At 39.8% G+C, this 14369-nt stretch carries 16 protein-coding genes; 13 read left to right on the forward strand and 3 right to left on the reverse strand.

Going from position 1 to position 14369, the window contains the following annotated elements:
* Positions 1 to 61: 61 nt before the first annotated feature.
* On the reverse strand, positions 62 to 1720 hold the full coding sequence (locus L634_RS0111825; RefSeq protein WP_026582630.1) for a PAS domain-containing sensor histidine kinase: 1659 nt from the start codon (positions 1718 to 1720) through the stop codon (positions 62 to 64).
* A gap of 220 nt (positions 1721 to 1940) precedes the next feature.
* Between L634_RS0111825 and L634_RS0111830 the strand changes: the two genes are divergently transcribed.
* The 11 genes from L634_RS0111830 to L634_RS0111880 all read left to right on the forward strand — a co-directional run bounded on the left by L634_RS0111830 (position 1941) and on the right by L634_RS0111880 (position 10269).
* Positions 1941 to 2171 (forward strand): excisionase family DNA-binding protein, encoded by a 231-nt coding sequence (locus L634_RS0111830; RefSeq protein WP_026582631.1) that lies wholly within the window; start codon positions 1941 to 1943, stop codon positions 2169 to 2171.
* Positions 2172 to 2264: 93 nt separating this feature from the next.
* Entirely contained in the window at positions 2265 to 2822 is a 558-nt protein-coding gene (locus tag L634_RS0111835) for an FAD-dependent oxidoreductase (RefSeq protein WP_026582632.1), read from the forward strand.
* A gap of 400 nt (positions 2823 to 3222) precedes the next feature.
* On the forward strand, positions 3223 to 4224 hold the full coding sequence (locus L634_RS0111840) for a LacI family DNA-binding transcriptional regulator (protein WP_026582633.1): 1002 nt from the start codon (positions 3223 to 3225) through the stop codon (positions 4222 to 4224).
* A gap of 22 nt (positions 4225 to 4246) precedes the next feature.
* Positions 4247 to 5200: a sugar kinase gene (locus tag L634_RS0111845; protein WP_026582634.1), complete on the forward strand. Its 954-nt coding sequence runs from the start codon at positions 4247 to 4249 to the stop codon at positions 5198 to 5200.
* 9 nt (positions 5201 to 5209) lie between these two features.
* On the forward strand, positions 5210 to 5833 hold the full coding sequence (gene hxlA / locus L634_RS0111850; RefSeq protein WP_026582635.1) for a 3-hexulose-6-phosphate synthase: 624 nt from the start codon (positions 5210 to 5212) through the stop codon (positions 5831 to 5833).
* On the forward strand, positions 5830 to 6387 hold the full coding sequence (gene hxlB, locus L634_RS0111855; protein WP_026582636.1) for a 6-phospho-3-hexuloisomerase: 558 nt from the start codon (positions 5830 to 5832) through the stop codon (positions 6385 to 6387). Before hxlA ends, hxlB begins: the two co-directional genes overlap by 4 nt.
* 25 nt (positions 6388 to 6412) lie before the next feature.
* On the forward strand, positions 6413 to 7042 hold the full coding sequence (locus tag L634_RS0111860) for a bifunctional 4-hydroxy-2-oxoglutarate aldolase/2-dehydro-3-deoxy-phosphogluconate aldolase (RefSeq protein WP_026582637.1): 630 nt from the start codon (positions 6413 to 6415) through the stop codon (positions 7040 to 7042).
* Positions 7043 to 7069: 27 nt separating this feature from the next.
* Positions 7070 to 8098: a TRAP transporter substrate-binding protein gene (locus L634_RS0111865; RefSeq protein ID WP_026582638.1), complete on the forward strand. Its 1029-nt coding sequence runs from the start codon at positions 7070 to 7072 to the stop codon at positions 8096 to 8098.
* Between the two features lie 78 nt (positions 8099 to 8176).
* The gene (locus L634_RS0111870; RefSeq protein WP_026582639.1) at positions 8177 to 8653 is read left to right on the forward strand and encodes a TRAP transporter small permease; all 477 of its coding nucleotides are present in this window, start codon (positions 8177 to 8179) and stop codon (positions 8651 to 8653) included.
* A complete protein-coding gene (locus L634_RS0111875; protein ID WP_198029754.1) occupies positions 8650 to 9939 on the forward strand; it encodes a TRAP transporter large permease in 1290 nt (429 codons plus the stop codon). Before L634_RS0111870 ends, L634_RS0111875 begins: the two co-directional genes overlap by 4 nt.
* A 51-nt stretch (positions 9940 to 9990) precedes the next feature.
* Positions 9991 to 10269 carry a cupin domain-containing protein gene (locus tag L634_RS0111880; RefSeq protein ID WP_051428315.1) on the forward strand — a complete coding sequence of 93 codons (279 nt, stop codon included), beginning with the start codon at positions 9991 to 9993 and terminating at the stop codon, positions 10267 to 10269.
* 36 nt (positions 10270 to 10305) lie between these two features.
* On the opposite strand, the gene rpiA is transcribed toward L634_RS0111880, so the two are convergent.
* Positions 10306 to 10992 carry a ribose-5-phosphate isomerase RpiA gene (gene rpiA / locus L634_RS0111885; RefSeq protein ID WP_026582642.1) on the reverse strand — a complete coding sequence of 229 codons (687 nt, stop codon included), beginning with the start codon at positions 10990 to 10992 and terminating at the stop codon, positions 10306 to 10308.
* A 317-nt stretch (positions 10993 to 11309) separates the two neighbouring features.
* Between rpiA and L634_RS0111890 the strand changes: the two genes are divergently transcribed.
* Together L634_RS0111890 and L634_RS0111895 are read left to right on the forward strand one after the other, a co-directional pair.
* A complete protein-coding gene (locus L634_RS0111890) occupies positions 11310 to 12233 on the forward strand; it encodes a DMT family transporter (RefSeq protein WP_034262577.1) in 924 nt (307 codons plus the stop codon).
* Positions 12234 to 12355: 122 nt separating this feature from the next.
* Positions 12356 to 13033, forward strand: a complete 678-nt coding sequence (locus L634_RS0111895) for a DUF421 domain-containing protein (protein WP_026582644.1) — start codon at positions 12356 to 12358, stop codon at positions 13031 to 13033.
* A gap of 228 nt (positions 13034 to 13261) precedes the next feature.
* Here the strand turns inward: L634_RS0111895 and L634_RS0111905 are convergent, their stop codons facing one another.
* Positions 13262 to 14224, reverse strand: a complete 963-nt coding sequence (locus L634_RS0111905; protein ID WP_026582645.1) for a D-2-hydroxyacid dehydrogenase — start codon at positions 14222 to 14224, stop codon at positions 13262 to 13264.
* Positions 14225 to 14369 lie beyond the last annotated feature (145 nt).

The following is a 14369-nucleotide window of genomic DNA, read 5'->3' on the forward strand; positions in this document are numbered from 1 at the left end:
TGCCCATAAAGAAAAAGAGCAATTTCAATCAAACGTTTGATTGAAATTGCTCTTTTCTAGTTTAGATCGTCAACTCAGCTCCCACAGCGGGAGCTTGTTTTTTTACAGGCAGCTTGATGACTGCCTCGGTTCCTTTTCCTTTTTCGCTATCGAAATGGATGGAACCGTTATGGGACTGGACAATTTTGAAGCTTACAGTAAGACCGAGGCCGGTGCCTTTTTCCTTGGATGAGTAAAAAGGTTCGCCGATTCTGTTTAGGCGCTCTTCCGACATGCCGCAGCCATCGTCCTTAACTAGGACCGTTACTTGATCGCCATCAGATTGAAGGGTAATGACAACCTTTCCGCCTTCATTTGAAGCTTCAATGGCATTTTTTATAATATTAATGAAAAGCTGTTTTAACTGGTTTGGCTCGCATTCAATCATGAATACATCGGATTTTAATAAAAATTCTATTTGGACGTTATGCATGCTTGCCTCTGTTTTTAAAAGCGATATGACATTAAACAGGATTTTCTGAATATCTGCTTTTGTAAAACAGATGTCTTGCGGCTTAGCCAAAAGTAGAAGCTCCCCGACAATGTGGTTTATGCGATCCAGTTCTTCCTGCATAATCTGATAGTAGAACTGATGCTTTTCATCCTCGAGCTGCATAAGCTGTACGAAGCCTTTTAAGGAAGTCAGCGGATTTCTGATTTCATGTGCTACACTTGCCGAAAGCTCTCCTACAACAGAGAGCTTCTCAGTTCGGCGCAATCTTTCCTCGGCTTGCCGGAGCTTGGTTATATCCTTGCCATAGCCAATAATTCCGGCAATTTTTCCATTAACCATGATAGGCAAGGCAGTGCATTGCAATGTAACTTTGCTGCCATTCCGGTGGTTGAATTCAAATTCGCATGTTTTCGGCTGCTTATCTGCCAGAATAGAAGCAAAATCTTCTTTCACTTTTTCTTTATAACCTTCAGGCGATATATCATGGATATTTTTGCCGATTGTTTCATCCGGACTGAAGCCTGTTACAGCTTTAAACTGAGGATTGACCTTCGTAATGGTTCCGTCAAGATCAGTCATATAGACGATTTCTGTATTGTATTCAAACAATGATTTGTACTGCTGCTGGCTTTCTTCGAGAAGTTTCTCTACACGTTTTCTCTCCGTGATATCGCGTCCAATAATGACGAGGCCTTTGCGGCTTCCATCTGTATGAAAAAGGGGAACCTTAATGGTATCAAACGTCTTTTCGGTTCCATCAGGCAAGGGAATCACTTCTTCCACGCGAGTGATCTTGCCGTTTTCCCAAGTCTCTTCATCAGATGCCTCACAGTACCGAAGTGCATCAGCATAAAAATCGGTGAATTCAGCAAGCTCCGAGTCTTTTTTTCCTTTATAGTCCACATTTTCAAGATTAAATAATTTCAGGCCAAATTCATTGGATTCAATCCAGCGTCCCTCGCCATCTTTGAAGTTAACGAAGTCTACCATGGAATTGATCAATGTGGAAAGGCGCTTTTCATCTTCCCGGGATGCATTGAGTTCTTCTCTTTTGCCCATAAAATAATAGAGCAGCCATCCTGTAGCCAAAATGTACAAGAATTCTTTTGCCCTTTTGAGGTAATAAGCAAGAGAAGAAGGTTCAAGCAAGTCTAAGAGGTAGTTAGTTCCAAATACCCAGATAAGGCTGATGAGAATATATAACCCCAGTAGCCTTTTTTTATCCATAAGCTTGTCTTCCTCCTTTTCTCTATTTGGCTGAAAGGAAGGCAGGGATTCAGTCAAATAAGTAGTTTTTCTTCATCCATAATAAAGCTGTATAATAAAAGAGCTTTAATAGCGTATAAATCATATTTACAGTCCAGTTCTATTCTATATGATTTTAATAGAGTCATCTAGTGCCAGTAAATTGCCAGATAAAAAATAATAGACCGAAGGAATGAATAGCATGTACCTGACCATTAAAGAAACGGCAGAATATTTATCTTATCCCGAAGCATATATAGAGAGCCTGATACAGCAGAGAAAGATACGCGCCATCCATGACGGAGAGCAGTATTTAGTTTATAAGGAGCAGTTTAATGCCCATTTAAAACAAGTGGAGAAGTATAAAGCACTTGTTGAAGAAATATTGAATGAGCAGCTGCCTGAGGATCGTGATATCAAAGACGAAGATTAATATTGGGCATGACTTCCTCTGATCACATTATTTTACAGTAATTATTAACTTAGATAATATATAATTAAATACTGTTTTAAGGAGGAAATCAGAATGCATGATATCTTAGTTGTTGGTGCTGGCCCTGCAGGTGCAAGTGCCGCGCTTTTTGCTGCAAAAGCGGGCAAGAAAGTGGTTATCATTGATAATGATAAAAGCATGACAAAGCGTGCCTGGGTTGAAAACCATTATGGCGTAATGGAAATTACAGGTCCGGAATTAGTAGAAACAGGCAAAAAGCAAGCAGCCAAGTTTGGAGCAGAAATCGTAGAGGCGACTGTGGAAAACATTGAAAAAGCTGGATCGGGCTTCACTGTAACAGCAGGCGGGAATACATTTTCAGCTAAGCATGTAATTGTAGCGGCCGGCCTTTCAACAGACCTTGCAGAAAAAGCAGGTTTGAAAACAAAGCCTGGCACAGAGCCTCGCATTAAAACGGTTTTAGATGTCGATGCTGAAGGCAAAACGAATGTGGAAGGCATCTGGGCTGCCGGAACGATTGCCGGTGTGAGTGTCCATACGATTATAACGGCTGGCGACGGTGCAAAGGTTGCGATTAACGTTATCAGTGAACTGAACGGTGGGCGTTACGTGGATCATGATTTGATGTAATAATTAAGATAATAATAAAGCGCTTAGAGCGGTACAAAAAACAGAGAGTTTGAATAGAGCTGAAGAAAAAGAAGGCTATCAATGAAGTGTGGGATTGATAGCCTTCTTTTATTTTTTAAAAAAAATTGACATTTTTACATTCATACTATATATGGAATTTTAACCCTGCTTAATTCTGTAAGGAACGCTTGTGGCAATTGATGGAATTATGTTAATAAATAGATAAGAGCAGGAGATATCCCTTAGTTGTGATGGCTGCTCTTTTTATTTTTGCTAATTTTAAAAAAAAGTCTTGTAAAGCGCTTTCAGTTTTTTTATAATTACGATAAATCGATTTAGTAAACCGGTTTAGTAAATCGGTTTAGAAAATTGTAAATTGAATGGATTCGGAGAAATAAACATGAAAACGGTTACGATTGCTGATGTTGCTCAGCATGCTAATGTATCAAAGAGTACAGTCTCCCAATATTTAAACAAAAGGTTTGATTATATGGGGGAGGACACGAAAAAACGAATAGAAGAAGCCATCAAGGATCTCGGATACAGGCCAAATATATTGGCAAGAAGTTTAAAGCAAAAATCAACAACAACAATTGGTGTAATTGTAGCTAATATTTTACATTCTTTCTCTACCCAGGTTATTAGAGCGATAGAGGATATGTGCCATAAATCAGATTTCCACACTATTGTATGTAACGCTGATGATGACCCGGTAAAGGAAAAGAAGTATATTGAAATGCTTCGGGCTAAACAGGTAGATGGGATTATCCTGCTGCCAACTGGCGATAATACAGACCTTTATAATGCAATGTTAGCGGAAAAATATCCAATAGTGTTTGTTGACCGTACAGTGCCAGATGTGAAAATTCCATCAATGATGCTCGATAATGAAAAAGCGGCTGGATTGGGTGTACAGCATTTTATCGATAAAGGCTATAAGCAAATCGGTATTATTACTAATGTCATCCGAAATGTAACACCAAGGATTGAGCGTCTAAACGGCTATAAAAAAACATTGCAATTAAATGGCATTTCAATTAAGGAAGAGTATATCAAAAGCATGGAAGTCAGCAAGATTAAAGAGGGGCTTAAAGAAATGCTTTCCCTTGAAAACCCGCCGGAAGCTATTCTTGCAGGAAATGATCTTACCTTGATAGAGATTCTTAAATATGTAAAAGAACACAATATAAGGATTCCATCAGATCTTGCCATTATTGGAATTGATGATGTATCTTTTGCCAGTTTTTACGATCCTGGATTGACAATAGTTGCACAGCCAGCATTTGAGATAGGCAATAAAGCAGCTGAGTTACTGTTAAACAAAATACAAAAAAGAGTACTTACAAAAGAAAATTTGATATATCGGTTTGAACCAAAACTTATTGTTAGGGAATCGTGTTAAAGAACCGAAAAGGAGTTTAGCTATGAATGATGTAATAACAATCGGGGATGCAATGATTACGTTTAATCCGGCTGTAACAGGCCCAATGAGGTTTGTTTCAACTTTTGAACGAAAGGTTGGAGGGGCAGAGCTGAACGTTGCAATCGGCTGCTCCCGTTTAGGATTAAAAACAGGCTGGATTAGCCGACTGGGAAATGATGAATTTGGAAGGCATATTTTCAACACAGTGCGTGGAGAAGGAATTGATGTCTCACAATTAGAGCTTATAGATGGATATCCAACATCTCTAAATTTCAAAGAAATTATGGGGGATGGAAGCGTAAGAACCTTTTATTACAGAACGAACTCTCCGACTACAGCTTTAACAATTGAAACGCTAAGTGAAGATTATATTAAAAATTCAAAGGTTCTTCATATCACTGGAGTTTTTCCGGCAGTTGATAAAGAAAAGAATATTGATCTCATAAAATATGCAATTTCTCTAGCTAAAAAGCATGGTGTTCTTGTCTCGTTTGACCCGAATATTCGTTTGAAACTGTGGACCAGAGATGAAGCGCGGACAGTTTTGAGAGAATTTCTCCCGTATGTTGATATTTTTCTGACGGGAGAAGAAGAAGCTGAGTTATTGCTGGGGACAAGTGACCCTAAAGAAATCGTTGAGCATGCCAAAGTTTTTGGCATTAGCTATATTGCCATTAAGCAAGGAGAAAAAGGCTCTGTCGGTTATCATGATGGTGAGTATATAAAAGCTCCTGCTTTTAAAGCCAAAAAGGTTATAGATACAGTAGGCGCTGGTGATGGGTTCGACTCTGGATTCATCTATGGGCTGTTGAACCAATGGCCCTTGGAAAAGACTTTGAAATTTGCAAATGCCATAGGTTCTATGGTTGTGAGTGTTTCAGGGGATAATGAAGGCCTTCCATATTTAGAAGATGTTCTTGTTCAATTGGGAGAAAGAGAATTCGTAGAAAGGTAGGGTGAGAGTATGAATCTTCAAATAGCCCTTGACCGGCTTACGAGGAAAGAGTGCCTAGATGTATTAAGAGAGACTGAGCAATTTGTTGATTGGATTGAAGTTGGCACAGGCGTAATAAAGGAATATGGTATGGCGATTGTTCGTGAGATCAAGCAGGCATATCCCCACAAAACAGTTGTTGCCGACATGAAGACATGCGATGCCGGTAAACACGAAGCTGCACAAGCATTAGAGGCTGGAGCTGACATTACAACGGTTATGGCCTTCTCAGCGGATAAGACTATTATTGATACGCTAAAAGTGGCAGAGGATTATGGGAAACGGATAATGGTAGATTTGCTGGGTGTTACGGAGCAAAAACGAATTAAAGATTTGCAGGCCCTTGGAGTGGATTTAGTTAGTTTGCACTTTGGCAAGGATATGCAGTCTGAAGGGCAAATGGGAACTGACCTTTTCTCTCTTACACAAGGTCTTACCGGGCTGGAAGTAGCTGTAGCAGGAGGAATCAATATAGACACACTCCCAGGGGTTAAAGAGAAAAGGCCTGATACGGTTATAGTTGGTGGCGCTATCACGAAATCAGATAATCCCTATGAAGCTGCCAGGGCCATGAAAGGATTGATAAATCAATGAAATCTATCATAAAAACCGTAGCTAATGAAATTTCAACTGTACTGGAAGGTATTAATGAAAAAGAAGCGATTCATCTATCCAAACATCTCAGGGAAGCAAAGCGGATTTTTGTTTATGGAGAAGGACGTTCCGGACTAATGGGTAAAGCGTTTGCGATGCGCCTTATGCACGGGGGCTTTCCGGTTTATGTAATTGGGGAGACGGTCACTCCGAGTATTGAAGCCGATGATTTATTAGTTGCTATTTCGGGCTCAGGTTCAACTGGAGCTATACTGCAATTTGCTTCAAAGTCAAAAGAAATCGGTGCAAAGGTATTCGTGGTAACAACGAATAGAGATTCCAAGATGGCATCAATTTGTAACGGAATTCTTGTTATTCCGGCTGCAACCAAATACCGCAGGCAGGGTGAGCCATCCACTATTCAGCCGCTCGGCAATCAATTTGACCAGTCAGTACACCTGGTTCTTGATGCCATTATCATTGGAACTTTGCAAGCCGAGAATCAAGAGTCAGTATATGAAGAAATGACAAAAAGACATACCAATTTAGAATGAAACAAGCAGAAGGAAGGTGAAACAAATGCAAGCAGTAGATTTTATTAAAGAGAATGTCGTTGTTGCTGTCATTCGAGAAGCAACATTGGAAAATATTGTCCCAATAGCAAACGCTCTTAATGAAGGTGGAGTAAAAGTGCTTGAGATTACCGCGGAAACTCCCGGAGTTATGGCGATGATTGAAAAAGTAAGAATGGAGATGGGAGACAAAGTGCTCGTCGGTGCCGGTACAGTTTTGGATCCTGAAACTGCTAGAGCAGCCATTATGGCGGGCAGCCAATTTATTGTTTCTCCATCACTGAATACTGAAACAATTAAAATGGCTAAACGGTACGGAACGGCAAGCATTCCCGGTGCTTTAACACCTACAGAAATCTTAACAGCTTACGAGCATGGTGCGGATATGATAAAGGTTTTTCCGGTTAATGCGTTCGGTCCGGGATACATTAAAAATATTCATGGCCCATTCCCGCATGTTCCGCTTATGGTAACAGGAGGAATTAATGCAGCCAATATAAAGGAATATATTGGGGGGGGTGCTTTGGCGGTAGGGATTGGAGGCAACCTGGTAAATCCTAAGAGTTTAAACAGCGATGAGGATTACCTGATGCTCACTAAGAAAGCGCTTGAATATACAGCTGTAATTAATAAATAATGCAATGAAAACAAGGGGGAAATATAAATGAGAAAATTAATGTCCATTTCTTTTGTTTTACTTTTAGCTTTGTCAGCTCTTTTAGCTGGCTGCAGCAGTAAAGAAGAAGCAGGCGGAGATGCCGGTTCCAAAAAGATTAAAATTGTAGCTGCACATAATCAGACTTCTCCAGACAATCCTTACCAAACAGGTTTATTAAAGTTTAAAGAAGTTGCAGAAAGCAAATCAAATGGTGACATCGAAGTTGAAGTGCATGCAGGGACAATCGGTACAGAAGAATCAGAACTAGTAGAAAAGCTTAAATTAGGTGCAGCAGATGTTGTTTTAGTATCACCAGGTTTTATGACCCAAACAGGCATCAAGGAAATTGACTTATTGGCACTCCCATACCTATTTGACAGCTATGAGCATTGGGAAACAGTTGTTGATGGAGAAGTAGGGAAAGAAATGGCGAAGCTAGTTAATGAAAAGTCCAATAATGACTTTAAATTAGTTGGCTACTGGTCTGCTGGTGTTAGACATTACTATGGCAAAAAGCCTATTGAAAAAATGGAAGATTTAAAAGGGATGACATTCAGAACACAAACTTCAGGTGTAATTGCTGACTATTGGAAGCAGACAGGTGCAATCCCTACTTCTATTGCATGGGGAGAATTATATCAGGCACTGCAGCAAAACGTTGTGGATTCATCAGAAAACTCTTATCCATATTTTGTTCAGCAAAATCATCACAAAACAGACAACGGAAAGTACATTACTGAAACAGGGCATGACTATACAACGAGATTCTTATTAGTAAACGGAAAAAAATTCGATTCTTATACAAAAGAGCAGCAGGACATTATTTTAGAAGCGGCAGAAGCATCTGTTAAAGCGGAAAGAGAAGCAGTTTACTCTCAAGAGGAGGAGTATAAAGAAAAAGCTATTGCTGAAGGTGCTTTGGTAAATGAAATTGATCGTACGCCATTTATTGAGCTAGCTGAGCCATTGCAAGAAAAAGCGGCAAAAGACATAGGCGCAGAAGAACTGCTTAAGAAAATTAAAGATCTAAAATAATCCGAAACGAATGTATTAAAGGGAAGAGTGTTAATGCGGTCTTCCCTTTAATCCTTAATAGGAGGGAAGACGATAAGCATGATTAAGATTCTTGAGAAGATCCAGTTGACCATTGGCGTGATAAGCTTATCGATATTTTTTATTGCTATTATAATTCAAATAACCACAAGGCACTTGGGAATCCCAGTTATTTGGACTGAGGAAGTAGCCAATTACTCATTTATATGGTCTGTCTTTATGGGTGCCTCAGTAATGGTGAATAAGAAAGAGCATTTTAGTTTTGATTTTTTAGAACAAAAGCTCCAAGGCAAATCCAAAGCTACTCTATTAATTTTTATTGATTTTATTGTTTTGTTGTTTGCGCTGTCTCTTTTTTATTACGGAATTGAAGCTGTAAAGAATTTTTGGAATTATAACTGGGCTTCCCTTCCTGCTCTGAAGATGGGCTATGTCTGGATTTCCATTCCGATTATGGGGCTGACAATGGCTATCTATTCTGTTAACCACCTTATTAATAACTTTAAAAAACTTAAGGGAATGGAGGCAAACATATGATAGGCATTATACTTGTAGGATTATTCTTGATCCTAATGCTAATAGGGGTTCCAATTGCCTTTGTAATAGGAATTGTAGCTCTTCTTGGGATATTTACGGTGCCTTATATTCCAGAAGTGACTGTTCCTATGAAAATGCTAAATGGAATCGATTCATTTGTTTTGCTTGCCGTACCTTTGTTTATCCTTGCAGCCAACTTAATGAACAGTGGTAAAATATCCCAGAAGCTGATTGATCTTTCCCTTGCAGTTGTAGGACATATCCGAGGCGGGCTCGCGCATGCCAATATTCTTGTATCTATGATCTTTGCAGGTGTATCGGGTGCTGCCCAGGCAGATACAGCAGGAGTAGGAAAAATCCTGATTCCAAATATGAAAAAGCAAGGATATGACACGGAAACTGCAGTAGGTGTTACCGCTGCATCATCCACTATTGGTGTTATTATTCCTCCAAGCATTCCGATGATTATCTTTGCAGGCTTAACAAATGCCTCTGTTGGGGCCCTATTCTTAGGCGGGATTGTCCCAGGTGTTTTAGTCGGACTAGGCATGATGATCTTCATCTATATTATGGCTTTGAAAAAGGGATATCCAAGATCTAATAGAGCAACTGTCCAGCAGTTTTTAAAGCTCGTGTATGAAACCGTTCCTGCCTTAATAACTCCTATTATTATTATCGGAGGAATTATATCAGGATTTTTTACAGCGACAGAAGCAGCTGCTGTTGCGTCGCTTTATACACTATTAATCAGTATGTTTTTCTATAAGACTTTAAAGCTATCAGATTTGCCAAAAATATTAATGGATACTCTGGCATTAAGTTCACTGTCACTGTTTGCTCTCGCTGCTGCAAGTGCACTAGGAGAGCTTATGAGCTACTACCAATTATCAACAATGGCACAGGATTTCTTTGTTAATAACGTTGGGGCGAAATGGGTATTCATTTTAATTATCATTGCATTCTTCCTGTTTGTCGGAACATTTATGGATGCCATTCCAGCCATGATCCTGTTCGTTCCAGTAATACTTCCGACTGCTACACAATTTGGCATGGATCCCGTCCATTTAGGTTTAGTTGTTGTCATGACTTTGGCAATTGGACTTGTTACCCCGCCATACGGCTTATGTTTATTGCTTGCGGCTAAAATTGGTGAGCTGAGCATCGAAAGATCCTTAAAGGCTGTAATGCCATATATCCTAATTGTGTTAGCTGTGCTGCTCTTTGTAGCCTTTTTCCCGGATATTGCATTTTATGTCCCTAAGCTGATTAATCCAGGATTATTTTAACAAGCCCATTTGATGCTTGTGGAAATTGTAAAGGGAAAGGAAGGCATCAAAATGAAAAGAGAAATATTAAACAGTAATGGGTCATTAATGCTTATAAAAGTAGAATTAGAACAAGGGTTCCTTGGGGATATTGACCAGCATCCAGAGGAGCAGATTAGCTACATTGAGAAAGGTAAAGTAGAATTCAATGTAAATGGCCAAAAAAGAATTTTAAACAAAGGTGATATACAGTATATTCCTTCCAATGTAAAACATCAGGTAAAAGTAATAGAGGAATGTATTATTTTGGATATTTTTACACCGATTCGGAAAGACTTGCTCCCGATTTAATAGAGGGAAAAAGGAGAGGGAAAGTCCTCTCCTTTTTCATTGCTTTTTTTTAAGTATTTTGACTGAATCTCGGCACCCGACGATAACTAAATCAGTCATTCCAATAAATAACCCTGTCTCTACGACTCCTGGTAGATGCTTGAGCTGACTATGAAGCTTTTCAGGATTAGAGATCTTCTTAAATTTGCAATCCAAAATATAATTACCGTTGTTAGAAATATATATGTCACCATCTTTTATCCTAAGTTTAGGATTGGCACCAAGATTTGAGATTCTTTTCGCTGTTACTTCCCAGCCGAAGGGAACGACTTCTACAGGAAGGGGAAAGTCGCCTAATTTGTCAACCATTTTAGACTCATCAACAATAATAAGTAGACTCTCCGAGTTGGCATCTACAAGTTTTTCACGAAGAAGGGATCCCCCTCCGCCTTTTGTCAGATTAAAATCAGGGTCAACTTCATCGGCACCATCAATCGCAAGGTCCAGTTTTTGAACTTTAGAAAAATCAGTTAAAGGAATATTAAATTCTTTTGCCCAGCGCTCTGTTCTTAAAGAAGTTGGTATTCCTTTTACATTCAAGCCTTGGGCCACCATCTCTCCAAGTTTCTTTAACATCCAATAAACAGTGGATCCTGATCCTAATCCAATAATCATTCCGTCTTTTACAAATTCTACTGCTTTTTCACCTGCTGCTTTTTTCTGAAATTCTCTAGTGTCCACCATCAGCACCCCCGCATCATTGTTATAAATTATAACAAATGAATGGGGCCGGGTTATATCAAGAAGATAGCAATAAAAAATTAAAATTAGTTTAGATAAAGTGGAGAATCAATAGAATTAGCATAAGAAATCGAGTATGGAATCGAAAAAAGCTTTATACTCGATTTTTTATTGTCAAAGTAGGTTTATCATTCTTTTTTAGGTAATTTTCAATCAAAGTAGCATACGAATCTCTATAGAGCTTTAAAAGGCCAAAGAAAAAGCAGTCTGTGATAAAATGGAAAATAATATTAAATGGGAAACTAGAGAGAAGGATTGAAGTGAAAAACCTGCAGATTTATATGATTCTTACCTTGATTATGATTACGTGGGGATTGAATGTTAGCATTATTAAAATCCTTGTCAGTTATTTTCCTCCGGTTACGATTACTTCCTTGCGGATACTGGCAGCTGGTTTAACTGTATTTGCAGTATTGGCTGTAATGGGAAAAGTGAGAAAACCAAGTTTCAATGAGGTCAAGTTTATTATGTTTGGCGGCCTTCTCAGTGTGGTCAGCCACCATCTCTTTCTTGCAGTCGGTTTAACGGAAACGAGTGCAGTAAATGGAGGTCTAATATTAGGGGCTGGGCCGCTTTTGACGGCCATTTTGTCTTCTTTATTGCTGCGCAATAAGCCTACAGGCATTCAGGTGCTTGGTTTCTTGCTCGGAGGTGCCGGTGTCACGTTCATTGTCCTTTCAGGCAATAAAGGAGTCTCAAGCTTATCTTCAGGTGATTTATATGTGTTTTTATCAATCCTATCACAGGCTCTTAGCTTTATTGTAATCAGCAAGGCGTCGAAAACACTGGATCCACGGCTTCTTACTGGCTATATGCTGATTTTTGGGGGAGCAATCCTGTTTATCCTGGGGAGCTTCATGGAACCAGGGGGGCTGTTGAGGATCTCCGAAGCACCTGTATATGTATGGGCTGCTTTTGCAGCATCTGCGATAGTGGCAACCGCTGTGGGGCATATGGTTTATAACACAGCAATCAGTAAAATCGGGCCTGCTGAAGCCAGCATCTTTCTGAATTTGAACACGTTTTTCTCCTTAGCGGGTTCTGCACTGATACTTGGAGAAATAATTACAACTAACCATTTGCTTGGCCTTGTCCTGATCGTGGCTGGTGTGTTATTCGGATCGGGAGCATTGGAGGAAATGGTATTAAGGCAAAGGCGGAAACGGCATAGCCATCATATGTAAGGTAAAAGCAAAGTCCCCGGGGCCTTTGCTTTTTTTTGCAAAAAAGTGGCAGACTTAAAAGTGCTTAAGCTGTAAGAAAAGAGGGAAATAGTGAGGCTATAGAAGAGAGGAGGACAACATGTATGTATGCATCAATTACATTAAAAATGGCTGTAGGATTAGTTTCATTATTAGCAGTGACGCGTCTGCTCGGGAAAAAGGAATTATCGCAGGTAACGCCATTTGACTTTGTATATGCCGTGGTCCTGGGAGGATTGGTGGAAGAAGCTATTTATGATAATAAAGTGACTCCCCTCCATGTTGCCTATTCAGCTGTTCTTTGGGCTGGCCTTATTTATATTATTGAAATACTGGCGAAAAAGAAGAACATTTTCAGGAAAATCCTTAAAGGGGAAGAGTCGATTATTGTGAAGGATGGAAAGCTGAATATAAAGGAAATGCAGAAAAACCATCTTGAAATGGAACAGCTTCGGACCTTATTAAGACAAAAGGGGATCTTCAGCATGAATGATGTCAAATATGCCGTTCTTGAAACAAGCGGGAGCTTGAGCGTTATGAAATTCAAAAAGGATGAACCGGTTACTCCTGAAATGATGGGAATGGACATCAAAGACATTCAGCCTTCTGTTCTGCTTATTGATGAAGGGGAAGTTGTCAAGTCAGGCCTTGAATTGATTGGGAAGGATTCGGATTGGTTAAAGGAATCAATGAAAGAAAAAGGCTACAGCCATTTCAATGATATTTTCTGTGCCGAATGGTCGGAGGAAGAAGGGTTTTATATTGTAACCTATAAAAAATAGGCTGTGTTAAAGCTTATTGTTGATTTTACGCCCTGTTGATTGTAGCGGAGGGTCTTGACCCCAGCTGGAAAAGAGGAACGTGGAGACCCCACATGCGAAGCCGAAGAGGCTCGCATCACTTCCTGCGGAAAGCAAGTGTCCTGTTTTCTGAACACAACGGACAATATAAACAACATTTTATGAGAAGAGCCAAAATAAAGGCCTTGCAGCTTTGCAAGGCTCTTTTTGTTAATAACCTTTTTTAAAATCCACGAGATTAATGGCAGGGGTTTCTCCGTTCACATAGCTTTTCAGGTTCGGAATGAAGATATCTTCAATTACACGCTGATTATAATGCTCTGTGGAACCTGCTGTATGCGGGGTGACAATCACGTTTTCAAGGTCCCATAGCGGACTGTCCTCTTCTAGAGGTTCGTTTTCAAAAACATCTAAACCGGCACCGGCAATTTGGCCATTTTGCAGTGCGGCAATCAGGTCTTTTTCCACAACAACCTCACCGCGTCCGATATTGATGAAAAATGCAGAATCCTTCATGAGCGAGAAGTGTTCAGCACTGAATAAATTCCGTGTTTCTTGTGTAAGCGGCAAAGTAACAGCTACATAATCACATTGCGGGAGCACATGCTGCAGCTGGCTGGAGGTGTACATTTCATCTACATACTCTTCCGGTTTTCCTGAGTGGCGGACACCTAAGACCTTCATCCCAAAAGCTTTGGCAATCTTGGCAGTTTCTTTGCCAATAGCGCCAACGCCAATAATGCCAATGGTTTTATGATGAATTTCAAGCTTCATTCCAGCATGGTGCCATGTTTTTGATTGCTGATTTTTTATATATGTATGGATTTTACGGGTTAATGCAAGCATAAGGGCAAAAATGGTTTCTGAGATCGGGTTGGCATGGACTCCATTTGCGCTTGTGATTTGGATTCCCTGTGACTCCATTTTTTCAAGAGGGAGGGAGTCGACTCCAGCGCTCCAGGATTGGAACCAGCGAAGGTTTGTGTTGCCTTCCTGGACGTAATCCTTGAGTTCCTTTTTCCAGCCGGCTATTACCTCTGCTTCTTTTACATGATTCAGCCATTTCTCGGAATTTTTTCCGGTGATCAGCTCCCAATCGGGAATGATTACTTTTATTTTCTTGACCTGGGACTGTTCAAGGTCGTGAGTAACGATGCAAGTTCTTTTTGACATGACTAAGCCTCCGTTATTATTTTTAGAAAAGTCGGTAAATATATCATAGCAAAAATCCGGGCATTTCTCGCTTAATTAAAAAATTTTTCTCCTTAAGGGACAACTCATGTAAAATAAAAAATTATAACTCAGATGCTGCTAAGCG

Origin of the sequence: Bacillus sp. J33, assembly GCF_000518885.1 — a bacterium.
GTDB lineage: Bacteria > Bacillota > Bacilli > Bacillales > Cytobacillaceae > Cytobacillus.